Annotated in this window: 14 protein-coding genes; 11 read left to right on the top strand and 3 right to left on the bottom strand. The window is 67.0% G+C overall.

Features of this window, described 5'->3' with window-relative positions; genetic code table 11:
• The first annotated feature begins 101 nt into the window (after positions 1 to 101).
• Positions 102 to 1,418: a M20 family metallopeptidase gene (locus C2U58_RS12040; RefSeq protein WP_102946071.1), complete on the top strand. Its 1,317-nt coding sequence runs from the start codon at positions 102 to 104 to the stop codon at positions 1,416 to 1,418.
• Between the two features lie 84 nt (positions 1,419 to 1,502).
• Here the strand turns inward: C2U58_RS12040 and queF are convergent, their stop codons facing one another.
• The gene (queF, locus tag C2U58_RS12035; protein ID WP_102946070.1) at positions 1,503 to 2,321 is read right to left on the bottom strand and encodes an NADPH-dependent 7-cyano-7-deazaguanine reductase QueF; all 819 of its coding nucleotides are present in this window, start codon (positions 2,319 to 2,321) and stop codon (positions 1,503 to 1,505) included.
• Positions 2,322 to 2,463: 142 nt separating this feature from the next.
• Here queF and C2U58_RS12030 point away from each other — a divergent pair, with 142 nt between their 5' ends.
• The 10 genes from C2U58_RS12030 to C2U58_RS11985 all read left to right on the top strand — a co-directional run bounded on the left by C2U58_RS12030 (position 2,464) and on the right by C2U58_RS11985 (position 11,937).
• Positions 2,464 to 2,760 (top strand): LysM peptidoglycan-binding domain-containing protein, encoded by a 297-nt coding sequence (locus tag C2U58_RS12030; protein ID WP_070208523.1) that lies wholly within the window; start codon positions 2,464 to 2,466, stop codon positions 2,758 to 2,760.
• Positions 2,761 to 2,803: 43 nt separating this feature from the next.
• Positions 2,804 to 3,301 carry a hypothetical protein gene (locus C2U58_RS12025; RefSeq protein WP_102946069.1) on the top strand — a complete coding sequence of 166 codons (498 nt, stop codon included), beginning with the start codon at positions 2,804 to 2,806 and terminating at the stop codon, positions 3,299 to 3,301.
• Positions 3,302 to 3,456: 155 nt separating this feature from the next.
• Positions 3,457 to 5,682 carry an NADP-dependent isocitrate dehydrogenase gene (locus C2U58_RS12020; protein ID WP_102946068.1) on the top strand — a complete coding sequence of 742 codons (2,226 nt, stop codon included), beginning with the start codon at positions 3,457 to 3,459 and terminating at the stop codon, positions 5,680 to 5,682.
• Positions 5,683 to 5,875: 193 nt separating this feature from the next.
• Positions 5,876 to 6,829 (top strand): hypothetical protein, encoded by a 954-nt coding sequence (locus tag C2U58_RS12015; RefSeq protein WP_102946067.1) that lies wholly within the window; start codon positions 5,876 to 5,878, stop codon positions 6,827 to 6,829.
• A 2-nt stretch (positions 6,830 to 6,831) separates the two neighbouring features.
• Positions 6,832 to 7,380: an ATP/GTP-binding protein gene (locus C2U58_RS12010; RefSeq protein WP_102946066.1), complete on the top strand. Its 549-nt coding sequence runs from the start codon at positions 6,832 to 6,834 to the stop codon at positions 7,378 to 7,380.
• Positions 7,373 to 7,810, top strand: a complete 438-nt coding sequence (locus C2U58_RS12005; protein ID WP_102946065.1) for a roadblock/LC7 domain-containing protein — start codon at positions 7,373 to 7,375, stop codon at positions 7,808 to 7,810. The genes C2U58_RS12010 and C2U58_RS12005 overlap by 8 nt, the downstream gene beginning before the upstream one ends.
• A 73-nt stretch (positions 7,811 to 7,883) precedes the next feature.
• Positions 7,884 to 8,210 (top strand): hypothetical protein, encoded by a 327-nt coding sequence (locus C2U58_RS12000; RefSeq protein ID WP_216362402.1) that lies wholly within the window; start codon positions 7,884 to 7,886, stop codon positions 8,208 to 8,210.
• Between the two features lie 83 nt (positions 8,211 to 8,293).
• Positions 8,294 to 10,030, top strand: coding sequence for a bifunctional isocitrate dehydrogenase kinase/phosphatase (gene aceK, locus C2U58_RS11995; protein WP_102946063.1), 1,737 nt, complete (start codon positions 8,294 to 8,296; stop codon positions 10,028 to 10,030).
• A 57-nt stretch (positions 10,031 to 10,087) separates the two neighbouring features.
• Entirely contained in the window at positions 10,088 to 10,963 is an 876-nt protein-coding gene (locus C2U58_RS11990) for a TonB-dependent receptor (RefSeq protein WP_102946062.1), read from the top strand.
• A gap of 98 nt (positions 10,964 to 11,061) precedes the next feature.
• The gene (locus tag C2U58_RS11985) at positions 11,062 to 11,937 is read left to right on the top strand and encodes a hypothetical protein (RefSeq protein ID WP_146033455.1); all 876 of its coding nucleotides are present in this window, start codon (positions 11,062 to 11,064) and stop codon (positions 11,935 to 11,937) included.
• A 12-nt stretch (positions 11,938 to 11,949) separates the two neighbouring features.
• Here C2U58_RS11985 and C2U58_RS11980 read toward each other — a convergent pair whose 3' ends face one another.
• Together C2U58_RS11980 and C2U58_RS11975 are read right to left on the bottom strand one after the other, a co-directional pair.
• Positions 11,950 to 13,536 (bottom strand): sensor domain-containing diguanylate cyclase, encoded by a 1,587-nt coding sequence (locus C2U58_RS11980; RefSeq protein ID WP_102946144.1) that lies wholly within the window; start codon positions 13,534 to 13,536, stop codon positions 11,950 to 11,952.
• A gap of 81 nt (positions 13,537 to 13,617) precedes the next feature.
• Positions 13,618 to 14,634, bottom strand: coding sequence for a cupin-like domain-containing protein (locus tag C2U58_RS11975; RefSeq protein WP_102946060.1), 1,017 nt, complete (start codon positions 14,632 to 14,634; stop codon positions 13,618 to 13,620).
• Positions 14,635 to 14,656: the final 22 nt, after the last annotated feature.

Genomic DNA, 14,656 nt, shown 5'->3' with positions numbered 1-14,656 from the left:
CCCAGTCTCCAACGCGCCAGGGCCTCGAAAGTTACAGCGCAAACCAAGCGGATGCCCTACATTCAGGTTCATCACCCTTCCTGCCTTCCGTGGAGACCTGCATGCCCCGTCTGTCGCTGTTGCTGTCCGCCCTGCTGCTGGCCTCCCCCGCGCTGGCCGCCGCCGCCCCGGCCGAGCGCCCCGAAGTCACCGCCGCCGCCGCCCGCCTGCAGGCCCAGGTGGTGGAGTGGCGCCGCGACTTCCACCAGCACCCGGAGCTGTCCAACCGCGAAGAGCGCACCGCCGCCAAGGTCGCCGAACAGCTGCGCGCGATGGGCCTGAAGCCCAAGACCGGCATTGCCCACCACGGCGTGGTCGCGATCATCAAGGGCGGCAAGCCCGGCCCGCGCATCGCCCTGCGGGCCGACATGGACGCGCTGCCGGTGACCGAACAGACCGGGCTGCCGTTCGCCTCCAAGGCCACCAGCACCTACCGCGGTGAGCCGGTCGGGGTGATGCACGCCTGCGGCCACGACGCGCACACCGCCACGCTGCTCGGCGTGGCCGACGCACTGGTCAAGATGAAGGCCAACCTGCCCGGCGAAGTGATGCTGATCTTCCAACCCTCCGAGGAAGGCGCGCCGGCACCGGAAGAAGGCGGCGCCTCGCTGATGCTCAAGGAAGGCCTGTTCGCCGACTTCAAGCCGGATGCGGTGTTCGGCCTGCATGTGTTCTCCAGCGTCCAGGCCGGGCAGATCGCGGTCCGCAGCGGCCCGCTGATGGCTGCTTCAGACCGCTTCGGGATCAAGGTGATCGGCCGCCAGACCCATGGTTCGGCGCCGTGGAACGGGGTCGACCCGATCGTGGCCACCGCCGACCTGGTCGGTACCGCGCAGACCATCGTCAGCCGTCGTTCCAATATTTCCAAGCAGCCGGCCGTGGTGTCCTTCGGTGCGATCAAGGGCGGCATCCGCTACAACATCATTCCCGATGAAGTGGAGATGGTGGGTACCATCCGCACCTTCGACGAGGGCATGCGCCAGCAGATCTTCGCCGACCTGCGCAACGTGGCCGAGCACACCGCCGCCGCGCATGGCGCCAAGGCGCAGACCGAGATCTACGAGGCCGAAGGCAACCCGGCCACGGTCAACGACCCGGCGCTGACCGCGCGCATGCTGCCCAGCCTGCAGGCCGTGGTCGGCGAAGCCAACGTCTACGAACCGCCGCTGCAGATGGGCGCCGAAGACTTCTCGCTGTACGCCCAGCAGGTGCCGGGCATGTTCTTCTTCGTCGGCGCCACCAGCGAAGGCATCGACCCGGCCACCGCCCCGGCCAACCATTCGCCGAAGTTCCTGCTGGACGAGAAGGCGCTGGATGTGGGGTTGCGGGCGCTGTTGCAGGTGTCTTTGGACTATCTCAATTCGCCTTCGGCGCCTTGAGATCCGAGCATTCCACCTTAGCCCCCCGCCTTCGGGGCGCCCCCTTCAACAAGAAGGGGGCTCTCCACCCGATTTATTTGCGTGTTACTGCCGGATTTCCCGCACGGTCCGCGCCGGCGCTTCGATGCCGGCGCTGGCCCGCCACGGGTTGATGTCCAGCCCGCCCCGACGGGTGTAACGCGCCTCCACCTCCAGCCATTCCGGCTGGCAGCGCAGGGTGATCTCGTTGAAGATCCGTTCCACGCACTGTTCGTGGAACTCGGCGTGTTCGCGGTAGCTCACCAGGTAGCGCAGCAGGCCTTCGCGGTCGATGCGCGGACCGCGATAACGCACGCTCACGCTGGCCCAGTCCGGCTGCCCGGTGACCGGGCAGTTGGACTTGAGCAGGGCCGAGCTCAGGGTCTCGGTCACCACCTGGCCGGCATTGGCCGACAGGTACTCCGGCGCGGGCGGGCCGTAGCGTTCGATCGCCACGTCCAGTTCGTCCAGCGACTCGCCCTCGGCGCCGTCCACCAGCGGCGGCACCCCGAACACCACGTTCACCACCGCCCCGGCACAGGCCGACAGGTCGCCGGCAATGCGCTGGCGGGCCTGTTCGTCGTCGTCGAAGCGGGTGCTGTTGAGCGAGTTGAGGTACAGCTTGAACGACTTGGATTCGATCAGGTTCGGCGAGGTGCACGGCACGCTGACCGTGGCCACCGCCACCCGCGGCTTGCCGCGCCGGTCCAGCCAGCTCAGCTCATAGGCCTGCCAGCGGTCGTGGCCGACGAACGGCAGGTGGGCCTCGTCCACCCCGATCTCCTCGCGCGCGGCGCGGCGGGGGATCGGGAAGAGCAGGGCGGGATCGTAGTGGGAGGGGTAAGCAACCTCGCGACCGAGGCTGGAGTCCTGGGGGGTATTCATGCGGCCATTTTAGCGTGGCCGGCCGCCGCCCCGGGCCCTGTTCAGAAAAGCGCCCGAATCCTTCACGTCCGCGCCATGCCCCATTAACAAGGCCTGTGACAAAGTGCCATCCAGGTTGTCATATCCAGAAAGGAGCGCGTGGATGAGTACCGACAAGAAAGCCGATTTCTCCGGTGTCAAAGCCAGCGTCGATACCACTGCACAAAAGGTGGAGAAGGCCGATTTTTCCGGCGTGACCGCTTCGGTCGATACCACGGCCGAAAAGGTGGGGGGCAGTACCTACACCGTACAGAAGGGCGACTCGCTGTCGAAGATCGCCAAGAACGAGCTGGGCGATGCCAACGCCTGGAACCGTATTTTCGAGGCGAACAGGGACCTTCTGGACGACCCGGACAAGATCCAGCCCGGCCAGGTCCTGAAGATCCCGGCGAAATCCTGATCCCACTCGAACTGCACGCCACTCATTCCCAGGGAGGAATTCCATGAAGAAGACGTCCATCAGTACCGCCGTTCTTGCCGCCCTGCTGGCCACCGTTGCGCTCGCCGGCTGCAAGAAGAAGGAAGACACCGCCGACAACAACGCCCAGCCGGCAGCTCCGGTTGCGACTGCACCGGCCGAACCGGCCGCGCCGCAGCCGATGACCGCTGCCGCGCCGGTGAACGTCTCCGCTGTCAGCGTCGGCAAGACCGCCGCTGCCGACAAGTCGGTTGCGCCGACCGCGATGTTCGGGCCCAAGGACATCATCATCGTCTCGATCCGCACCGACGGCACCGCCAACAATGCCAATGTCGGCGCCAAGTTGACCTACCAGGACGGCCAAGTGGCAGGCGAGCAGAGCCAGGCACTGAACACCACCGGTGCCGAGACCACCAACATCAGCTTCACGAATGCCAACGGCTGGCCGACGGGCAAGTACCGCGCGGAAGTCATGGTAGATGGCAAGGCGGCTGGAACGCCGCAGGAGTTCGAGGTCAAGTAAGTCCCGCCGACTCTCTCCCGGCACGGGCTCACGATGGACGCAGCCGCGAGGCTGCGTCTTTTTTATTGGCCAGTACCTTTGCGTATGGCGCGGCTTTGCTCCCCGGGTCCGAAACCGCGACAATGAGGGGGTTACCCGGAGAGCATCAGACCCCCATGTCGAACACGCCCAAGATTCTGTACACGCTTACCGATGAAGCCCCGTTCCTGGCGACCCAGTCGCTGCTGCCGATCGTCGAGGCCTACACCGCCACCGCCGGCATTGCCGTGGAAACCCGTGACATCTCGCTGTCCGGCCGCATCCTGGCGCTGTTCCCGGACTTCCTGAAGGACGACCAGAAGGAAGCCGACCACCTGGCCGAACTGGGCCAGCTGGCGACCACCCCGGACGCCAACATCATCAAGCTGCCCAACATCAGCGCCTCGGTGCCGCAGTTGAAGGCCGCGATCAAGGAACTGCAGGACCAGGGCTTTGCGCTGCCGAACTACCCGGACGTGCCCACCGATGACGTCTCGCGCGACATCAAGGCCCGTTACGACAAGGTCAAGGGCAGCGCGGTGAACCCGGTGCTGCGCGAAGGCAATTCCGACCGCCGCGCACCGCTGTCGGTCAAGAACTACGCCCGCAAGCATCCGCACCGCATGGGCAAGTGGTCGCCCGAATCGAAGTCGCACGTGGCCCACATGGACGGCGGTGACTTCTACGGCAGCGAAAAGTCGGCCACCCTGGCCAACGCCGGCAACCTGAAGATTGAACTGCAGCAGGCCGACGGCAGCGTCGTGGTGCTGAAGGAAAAGACCGCGGTCAAGGCCGGGGAGATCGTCGACGCCGCCGTGATGAGCCGCAACGCACTGGCTGCCTTCGTGCAGGCGCAGATCGTTGACGCCAAGGCCAAGGGCGTGCTGTTCTCGCTGCACCTGAAGGCCACCATGATGAAGGTCTCCGACCCGATCATGTTCGGCGTGGTCGTCGAAGAGTTCTACAAGGACGTGCTGGCCAAGCACGCCGACGTGCTCACGCAGGCCGGCTTCGATCCCAACAACGGTATCGGCGATCTGTACGCGCGCCTGCCGCAGCTGCCTGAAGCCACCCAGGAAACGATCAAGGCCGACCTGGCCGCCGAGTACGGCAAGCGTCCGGGCCTGGCCATGGTCAACTCCGACAAGGGCATCACCAACCTGCACGTGCCCAGCGACGTGATCGTCGACGCCTCGATGCCGGCGATGATCCGCGACTCCGGCGGCATGTGGAATGCCGACGGCAAGCTGCAGGACACCAAGGCCGTCATCCCCGACCGGTGCTACGCCGGCGTGTACCAGGCCGTCATCGACGACTGCATCGCGCACGGCGCGTTCGACCCGGCCACCATGGGCTCGGTGCCGAACGTCGGCCTGATGGCACAGAAGGCCGAAGAGTACGGCTCGCACGACAAGACCTTCCAGATCCCGGCCGACGGCACCGTGCGCGTCACCGACGACGCCGGCACCGTGGTGTTCGAGCACGCCGTGCAGACCGGCGACATCTGGCGCATGTGCCAGACCAAGGACGCGCCGATCCAGGACTGGGTGAAGCTGGCGGTCAACCGTGCGCGCCTGAGCAGCACCCCGGCCGTGTTCTGGCTGGACGCCGCACGCGCGCACGACGCGCAGGTCATCGCCAAGGTCGAAACCTATCTCAAGGACCACGACACCAGCGGCCTGGACATCCGCATCCTGGCCCCGGTGGAAGCCACCGCGTTCTCGCTGGACCGCATCCGCAAGGGTGAGGACACCATCTCGGTGACCGGCAACGTGCTGCGTGATTACCTTACCGACCTGTTCCCGATCATGGAGCTGGGCACCAGCGCCAAGATGCTGTCGATCGTGCCGCTGATGGCCGGTGGCGGCCTGTTCGAAACCGGCGCGGGTGGTTCGGCGCCCAAGCACGTGCAGCAGTTCGTCGAAGAAGACTACCTGCGCTGGGATTCGCTGGGCGAGTTCCTGGCCCTGGCCGCGTCGCTGGAACACCTGGGCAACCGCTACAACAACGCCGGTGCCAGCGTGCTTGCGAAGACCCTGGACCAGGCCAACGGCCAGTTCCTGGACAACGACAAGTCGCCCTCGCGCAAACTGGGTGGCATCGACAACCGTGGCAGCCACTTCTACATCGCGCTGTACTGGGCCCAGGCCCTGGCCGCGCAGGATGACGACGCCGCACTGAAGGCCCGCTTCGCGCCGCTGGCCAAGGCACTGACCGACAACGAGCAGGCCATCGTGGCCGAGCTCATTGCCGCGCAGGGCAAGCCGGTGGACATCGGTGGTTATTACCGCCCGGACGTGGCCAAGGCCAGCACCGCGATGCGTCCGAGCACCACCTTCAACGCGGCCCTGGCGGCGCTGTAAGGTTCGACCCCCGCCACAGCGGTGATCGATCGAAAACCCGCGCCCCGGCGCGGGTTTTTTGTTGGCAATCCCATTTCCGACACGAACCTCCATTTTTGCCTGCAAATACGTGACGCCCGCCAACAGGGTTCTGGCACGCTGTGCTCCGCCACGCATGTGGGGGTGGCAGGGAAGCGCAACCAGGGGAAGGGCGATGGCCAGGGTTCTCGTGGTCGGATCGGATATCCAGGGTGAACGTGCATTGCTGCAACGCCTGCGTGTGGCCGCGTCATTGCCGGCCGACACCGTGCGCAGTTGTCGCGATCTTGATGAGTGCGACCTGCTGGTGATCAAGGACACGCCGGCGCTGCGCAACGCCGCGCTGCGCATGGTGCGCGAACGTCCGCGCATCCAGTTCTGGGTGGAAGACCAGGATGGCCAGCTGCGGCCGGGGCAGGGGGCCAATCGCGGCGTACTCGACGACAGTGCCATCGAGTGCGCGCTGCGGGGGATGCCGGCCGCGGTCAACAGCATCGACGAACCGCGCAGCGCACAGGGGGCCAAGGCGATCACGCGCGCGTTGCGCGAACGCCTGCAGTCGCGGCAGGGGCATGCCGCGCTGGTCCTGGAGGACGAACCGCAGCTGCTGCTGGACTTCGTGCAGGACCAGATGGTGCTGCCGGTTGGAGTACCGGCCGCCAGCCTGGCGCAGGACCTGTCGGACGTGTTCGACATGCTCTCGCTGCATGGTCTTTCCGAACGCCGCTACCAGGAGCTCGCCGGGGCCCTGCCACGCCAGCCGCTGCGCCCGTTGCTGTGGCAGTGGGGCCAGCGTCCCGCGCACTGGCAGGACCTGGACGCGCGCCTGAAACGCGGCGCACGGGTCAAACTGCTGCGCTGGCCCGACTTCCGCGTCCTCGGCAACCAGCACGACAGCTTCCGGTTGTGTTCGCTGCTGCTCAAGCGCGCCTGCAGCGTGCAAGAGTGCGCCACCCTGCTGGATGTACGGGACGATGCCGTGCGCGACGTGGTGCATCCGGCGTATCTGTGCGGCTACGCCGCGGTGGAGGACTTCCAGTCCAATGCGCCAGCGGTGCGTGCCCCGGGCGGCGGCGGCACGCTGCTGTCGCGCATGTGGCGCAGCGTGCGCCAGCGGGGCGGGGGCTGAGCGTGCGCGAACACAAGATCGTGGTGCTGGGCGGCATGGGCAGTGGCAAGTCGACCCTGGTCCGCGCCATCGCGGCCGGCGCGGTGGTGGACACCGATGTGCCCAACAGCGACCGCGACGGTGCCGACAAGGCCTCCACCACCGTGGCGATGGACTACGCCGACATCGACCTGCCCAACGGTGACCGCCTGCGCCTGTACGGCACCCCGGGACAGCAGCGCTTCGATTTCATCTGGCCGATCCTGCTGCAGGGCGCCAGCGGCGTGGTGCTGCTGCTTGATGCGACCCGCTGGGCAGCGGTGGAAGAGCTCCAGGACTACGTCGCGGTGCTGCGCCAGCATGCTGCCGACGTGCCGGCGGTCATTGGCGTTTCGCGACTGGACCTGGCGCCCTCATTCGATCTTGAAACGTGCACCGCCGTAGCGGGCTGGGGCAACCGGATGCTTCCGGTCATGCCGGTGGACGCACGCAATCGCGAACAGGGGCTTTCGCTGATGGATGTGCTGATGAGTGAGATGGAAGTCCACGAGCTGGTACCGGGTCATGGCTGACGGGCACGACGTACGTCGGTTGGATCCGGTCACACGTGAGCGCGTGATCCGGCACCTGCAGGCCTTCGCCGACGACATCAACGGCGTGCGCAGCGCGGTGCTGGCCAGCGTGGACGGCTTCGCGCTGGTACCGGCGGCGGGCACCCATGGCAACGGCGAACGCCTGGCTGCCATGACCAGCGCGATGCTGGCGCTGGCAGCTGCGGTGGGGCGCGAGCTGGCGCTGGGCGAGCTGGAGGTCCTGATCCTGGAGGCCGGTGAAGGCAAGGTGCTGATGCTGGCCCTGCCCTGCACGCCGGTACCGCTGCTGCTGATGACCGCCTGCGACGCGACCTGCGTGACCGGCAAGGTGCTTTGGAGTGCGAAGGAATGTGGCCGCAACATCATGGCCGAACTCAGCGGATCACGAGCCGATCCGCAGGGAACCTAGGGGCTCGACAACCAGAACGGGGTGCAGCATGGGCAACATGAACAATGCAGTGAGCGATACCTTGAACTCGCTGATGCAGATCGATGGCGCGAAGGCAGTTGCACTTGTGGACTATGAGAGCGGCATGCTCCTGGGCGAGGCCGGCTCGGGCATGGACATGGAAGTGGCTGCGGCGGGCAACACCGAAGTGATCCGCGCGAAGATGAAGACGGCCGCGTCGTTGAACCTCAATGACACCATCGAAGACATCCTGATCTCGCTGGGCACCGCGTACCACATCCTGCGCCCGGTAGCGAAGAAGAAGGGGCTGTTCCTCTACCTGGTGCTCGACCGCAACAAGTCCAACCTGGCGCTCGCGCGCCGCAAGGTGCAGGACGTGGAAGGCGCGCTGGTGATGTGAGTGCTGCAGGCGCCGACCACTCCAGGGTGGTCGGCGCACGCCGCGCGGGCGCACAATGGGGGCGGTCCTTCCGGTTGCCCTGCATGCCTGTTGCCGATTCCCACGATGAAGTCGCGTTGGCCGCCTCCCTTGCCCTGCTGGTCCGCGGGGGGTTCGAGGACTATCACGCACGCTTTGCCAGCATCACCCGGCGCGCGCGGATGCGCTTCGAGACGCAGGACTGGAGCGGTGCGCAGGGTGACGCGGTGGAACGTATCGGGCTGTACGACCGCTGCATTGCCGAGACCGTGGATGCGCTGCGGCGCGCCGCAGGCGAGGCGGTGGGCAGGCGCAGCCTCTGGCTGCGCGTGCACGCGGCGTACGCCGCCCTGGTCGGGCCGCTGATCGATGCCGAGCTGTACAAGACCTTCTACAACACCCTGGCGCGGCGCCTGTTCGCCACCGAAGGCGTGGATGCCGAGGTCGAGTTCATGGCGCTGGACGTGGAACCGTCCGACGCCATCACCCATCCGGTCGCACGGCACACCTACGCGGTGTCCACCACGCGCCCGGTCGAGGCGTTCATGCGGGTGCTGGGCGACTATCGGTTCGAGGTGCCCTACGCGCACCAGATGCGCTGCGCGGCGGCGATCGCCGTGCGCCTGCAGGACGACCTGCAGCACTGGGGCACGCATCCGGTGCGCAGCATCGAACTGCTCGACACCGTGTTCTACCGCGAGCGCCGCGCCTACCTGGTGGGGCGGGTGTTCGGTGAACACCGCTTTTCGCCCTGCGTGATCGCGCTGGTCAATGACGGCGCCGGCCTGCGTGCCGAGGCGGTGCTGACCCGGCGCCGCGACGTGGCGCACCTGTTCGGCGTATCGCGCAGCTACTTCCAGGCCGACCTGGCCACGGTGGGCGACGCGGTGGTATTTCTGCGCAGCCTGCTGCCGGCCAAGCCCATCGATGAGATCTACACCGTGCTGGGCCGCGCCAAGCAGGGCAAGACCGAGCGCTACCGCACCTTCTTCCGTCACTTCCTGGACCACCCCGACGAACAGCTGGTGCATGCCGAGGGCACGCCGGGCATGGTCATGGCGGTGTTCACCCTGCCCAGTTACCCGCTGGTGTTCAAGCTGATCCGCGACCGCTTCGCCTGGCCCAAGAGCATGACCCGGCACCAGGTGGAAGAGAAGTACGCGCTGGTGTTCAACCTGGACCGCGTGGGCCGGCTGCTGGACGCGCAGCCCTACCGTCACCTGCGCTTCCCGAAATCGCGCTTCTCGCCGGCATTGCGCGAGGAACTGCTGACCCAGTGCGCCGCCAGCGTGCGCGAGGAAGGCGACACCTTGGTGATCGCGCTGTGCTACGTTCAGCGCCGCTTCCGCCCGCTCAACCTGTACCTGCGCGAGCAGACCGCCGAGGCGCGTCGCGCCGCCGCACTGGACTACGCGCAGGCGATCACCGACATGGCGCGCAACAACATCTTCCCCGGCGACATGCTGCCGAAGAACTTCGGTGTATCGCGGCACGGGCGTGCGGTGTTCTACGACTACGATGAACTGTGCCTGGTCAGCGACTGCGTGTTCCGCGCGTGGCCGCAGCCGCGCAATGCCGACGAAGCGATGGCCGACGAGCCGTGGTTCCATGTGGGGCCACGCGATGTGTTTCCGGAACGGTTCGCGCCGTTCATGGGACTCCCCGCAGCAGAACTTGCTGCGGTTCGCGAACACCATGGTCATCTGTTCGATCCCCTGTGGTGGCAGGGGTTGCAGGGATGTTTCGCGGCCGGGAACTACCCTGACACATTGCCCTACGCGGACACCCACCGGCTGGCGTGATTTACCCCTGACATACCGGTGGGGTACTCTCGACGCTCATCACAAGGAGCAGGTGAGATGCGTTATTCCCCCCTTCTGGCCCTGGCCCTCGCTGTTGGCGGCGCCGGGCTGGTTGCAAGCAGTGAATCCCCCGCGCAGAACGCACGCGAAGTGCGGCAGACCGCTGAAGCCAGCATGACGCTGGGCGGCACCATCGATATCGGCAGCGAAGGACAGGTGACCGGCTTTGCGCTGTCGCATGCCGAAAAGGTGCCTGCCGACCTGGCGGCATTCGTCACCCGCCAGGTGCAGGCATGGCGCTTCGCGCCGATGATGGTCGATGGTGCTGCCGTGGCCATCCAGACCCCGGTGATAGTCCGCCTGGTACAGCAGCCCGATTCGAACGGTGATGGTGCGAACGTGCGTGTCACCGGCGCCAGCTTTGCGAAGTACGACCCGGAGAGCACCAGCCGCGTCACCTTCATCGCACGGCCCGCACCGATTTACCCGAAGGACGTGTACGCCGTGCGCGGGCGCGGTGACGTGCTGATGCTGCTCAAGATCGCACGCGACGGCAGCGTGGCCGATGTGTTCACCGAGCAGGTCAACCTGCGCGTGGTCGGCAAGGAAAGGCAGATGAGCGCCATGCGCGCCTCGCTGGCGCGTGCCTCCGAAGCCGCCGCACGGACCTGGACCTTCCGCCCACCGACCACCGGCGCCGCCAAGGACGCCGAGTCCTGGAACGTTCGGGTGCCGGTGCGCTACGCCATGGGCGAGCCGCGCATGGAGCGCTATGGCGAATGGGAAGCCTACATTCCGGGCCCGCACGAGCGCGCGCCGTTCAGCAATGCTCGGGCTGACGCGAACGCGGCGCCCGACCTGCTGGCCGACGGCGGCCTCTACATGGCCGACCTGGACGACGGCCCGCGCCTGCTGACCCCGCTGGGCGGCTGATCGCGCATCCGGCCGTCCTGCCTGCGCGGCAGGGGGGCCGATGACGAACCCGACGGCATGCGCTACGCTCGCTGCTCAGATCACAGGGAGGGGATTCGATGCGTTCTGTTCTATACGTTGCACTGGCGGTAGCGCTGGGCTGTGGCGTCATGGCGGTAGTGCCGCAGGCGGCCGCAATGTCCAAAAGCGAAGCGCGCGCCGCCGCCGAAGGCAGCATGGTGCTGGGCGGTCAGATCAACATCGGTGCCGAAGGCCAGGTGGAAGCCTTTGCGCTGGACCAGCGTGAGAAGATACCTGCCGATGTTGCGGACTTCGTGGAACGCTCGGTGCTGACCTGGCGCTTCGCGCCGGTCATGCGTGACGGCCAACCGGTACGTGCGCGCACCGTGGTGTCGATCCGCCTGTCGGCCAAGGCCGGTCCCGACGGAAACGACATGGTGACGTTGGAGGGGGCTACCTTCGGTGGCTATGACCGCAACAGCACCGACGAGGTGACCTGGATCAAGCTGCAGCCGCCGATCTACCCCGCATACGCCCTGGAAATGGGTGGCCAGGGCGACGTGATCGTCATCGTGAAGGTGGGGCGCGACGGCCAGGTCCTGGATGCCGTTGCCGAGCAGGTGAACCTGCGCGTGCTCACGGACGAGCGTCGCATGCAGAAGCTGCGCGATACCTTCGCACGGCAGACCGTCAACACCGCCAAGCGCTGGACCTTCCGTGCGCCGACCACGGGCGATGCGAAGGATGCGCCGTTCTGGACGATTCGTGTTCCTGTCGACTACGCGTTCAATGACAGCGGCAAGGAAGCAGGCTATGGCAAGTGGAAAGTCTATATTCCCGGCCCGCGCACGCCGGCGACCTGGCGTACGGACGAGCAGCGCGCGAGCGATACCTACGGTCCGCTGGCGTCTGGTGGCATCTACATGGCCGACGTCAACACTGGCCCACGCCTGCTGACCCCGCTGGGCGGCTGATCGCGCTTCCCATCACCCCTGCGCCGGGCCCTCCGGCGCCGGGTACACCACGGTGCGGTTGCGGCCCTGTTCCTTGGCCATGTACAGCGCCTTGTCGGCCAGGCGCAGCGCCTGGTGTGGGTCCTCGTGGTAGCTGGGGTAGTGGGCCACGCCCAGCGATACCGTTACCGTGCCGACCTCCTCGAACACTTCCGCTTCCACCTGCCGGCGCAGGCGTTCGGCGATGGCGGCGCTGGCGGCGATGTCGATGCCCGGCAGCAGGATCAGGAATTCCTCGCCGCCATTGCGGCACAGCAGGTCGGTGTCGCGCGAGTCGTCGCGCATGATCTGCGCGATGCGCAGGATCACCGCGTCGCCCACGGCATGGCCGAAGCGGTCGTTGATGGTCTTGAAGCGGTCGATGTCCAGCGCGACGATGCCGAACAGCTGCCCGCGCGCCTGCCAGTCTTCCAACCCTTCCTGCAGGCCACGGCGATTCTGCAGGCCGGTAAGCGGGTCGGTCATGCTGGCGCGGCTGAGCTTGCCGATCCGGTCCTGCAGCAGGTTGAAGCTGTACAGCAGCGCCTGCTTGAGGTGTGCGGCCTCGTAGTACCACGCGCGGATGCCGCTGACATGGCGGATGGCGATGCCGGTGTCGCGGTTCTGCACGTTGCGCGCCATCTGCCACAGCGGCAGCGAAATGCGCCGTGCGAACCACCAGGTGACCAGCAGCGACAGCACGCCCAGCGGGATGGCGTTCCAGATCACCGCCTTCATCAACCGCGAGAGCGGCGCCAAGGTGGCGGCGGTGGGACGCTGCGCGACCACGCCCCAGCCCACGCTGGGCACCGGTGCGTAGCCGGCCAGCATCAGCACGCCATGGCTGTTGCGCACTTCCTGCGCGCCCGAATGGCCCTGGCTTACAGCTTTGACCGCCGGATTCTCCAGCGCGAACTGCCCCACCCGGGTCGGCTCGATGTGGTAAAGGATGCGGCCGTTGCGGTCGACCACGTACAGGTACGAGCCGTCGCGGTAGTAGTGCTTGCCGAGCAGGCTCTGCAGGATGCTGCGTTCGCGCAGGTAGATGGTGCCGCTGACGTAGCCGCGGTACTGGCCCTGCGCGTCGAAGATGGGGTGCGAGATCGCCACCAGCAGGCGCCCGGTGGCCGACTGGTACGGGTCGCTGATGTACGGCTCGCGGCGCTTCAGCGCTTCGCTGTTGCCCTGGCTGTTGAGCGTGATGCCGGTGAGCGCCAGGCTCAGCGGCGAGGTGGCCAGCACCGTGCCGGCCGGGTCCACGATCAGCACCGAATTGAAGCTGTTGGTCTGCAGCTGCAGGCGCGCGGCGTGGGCTTCCAGCCCGGCGCGGTCATGGTTCTGCTTTCCCAGCTCGATGGCGGCGTAGGCCAGCTGCTGCTGGGCCGACAGTATGAAGTTCTGGGTGCTCTCGGCCAGCTTGCTGGCATAGACCCGGTTGGACTCCAGCGTGGTGCCGATCAGCTGCTCTCGCTGGACGCGGTAGCTCGCATGCAGGGTGTTGGCCAGGGCGACCAGCGAGCTGAGCAGCGCCAGCGCAAGAATCAGCTTGCCCAGGTTGAGGCGGGACGACAGCAGGGGCATGGACTTCAACTACCGGCAGGGTGACGAGCGGTCACGGCGCGGATTATCACGGATTCGCCGGGTCAAGGGTAACCGTCGGCGCTACCGTTCCAGCCGCTTGCGTAGAACGCTGCGTACATTGGCCGCCATCGCCTCGTCCAGCGGCCCGAGCACCCCACGGGCGTGCTCGGGAATGTGCGCGGTGGCGTCGGCGCCCGTTGCGAACACAAAGTGGTCGAACATCGCCCGCCAGTGGCGACGCTGCGCCGGTGGCAACGAGCGCAGGGCCAGCAGCGAGAGCATCAGGGCGTTCATCGGTGCGTCGGTCCATGCCGGCACCGGGCGCCACCAGTAGTTCACCAGCACGTTGAAGTCGTCCAGCCCTTCCATGTGGTGCCACCACAGCGAGGGAATGAACACCGCATCGCCGGGCCCCAGTTCGGCGACCTGGGCGCTGGCCCAGGCCCGTTCGAAGCGCGGGAAGCGGTCCAGGTCGGGCGCGGCGAAGTCGACCAGGCTCACCGCCTGGCCGGCCGGCGTGAAGTCCAGCGGGCCCACGTACAGATTGCCGACCTGGTCGGGCGGGAACAGGGTGACCCGGCGGCGGCCGGCGGCCACGCAGGCCAGGTTGTCCGGCACGTCGTGATGGGCGGCAATGCGCGAACGGTTGCCGATCCAGATGCTCGCCAGCGGGTCGTCCACGCCGAGCGCCATCGGGTTGTCCTGGCGGAAGCCGGGCAGGAAGCTGTCCAGCGTCGTGGAGGCGACATAGATGGTGGGAGCAGCGGGAGCGTTGCGGTACTTGAGCAGGGTGTCGAGCACCACCTTGAGGGGAATCTGCTCACGGCGGAAATTGAAGCCGCTCATGTCCGCGTTGTAGAAGATCCGGCCCTGCGCGTCGGGCGGGGCGGTGGTCGCGGCCACCGGCAGGGTGCCGTGGTCGTACTGCTTGAGATGGGCCACGGCGGCGTCGGCCGAGGCCTGGGCGGCGGCCACCATCGGCCAGTCGCCGACCAGCCCGCGAATGACTTTGGGCGTGGTCCAGGTGGGGAGCAGCACCGGCAGCTGGCTGCGGTCGAGGTCGCGGACTTCGTCGATCGGGCCGGGCGTTGCAGGCATGGCGGGTCGCTTGCGGGGCAGG

It is taken from the genome of Stenotrophomonas sp. VV52, from assembly GCF_002893095.1.
GTDB classification, from domain to species: domain Bacteria; phylum Pseudomonadota; class Gammaproteobacteria; order Xanthomonadales; family Xanthomonadaceae; genus Stenotrophomonas; species Stenotrophomonas aracearum.
Note: the sequence above shows the minus strand (reverse complement) of the source record. Positions and strands in the feature narration are given on the sequence as shown.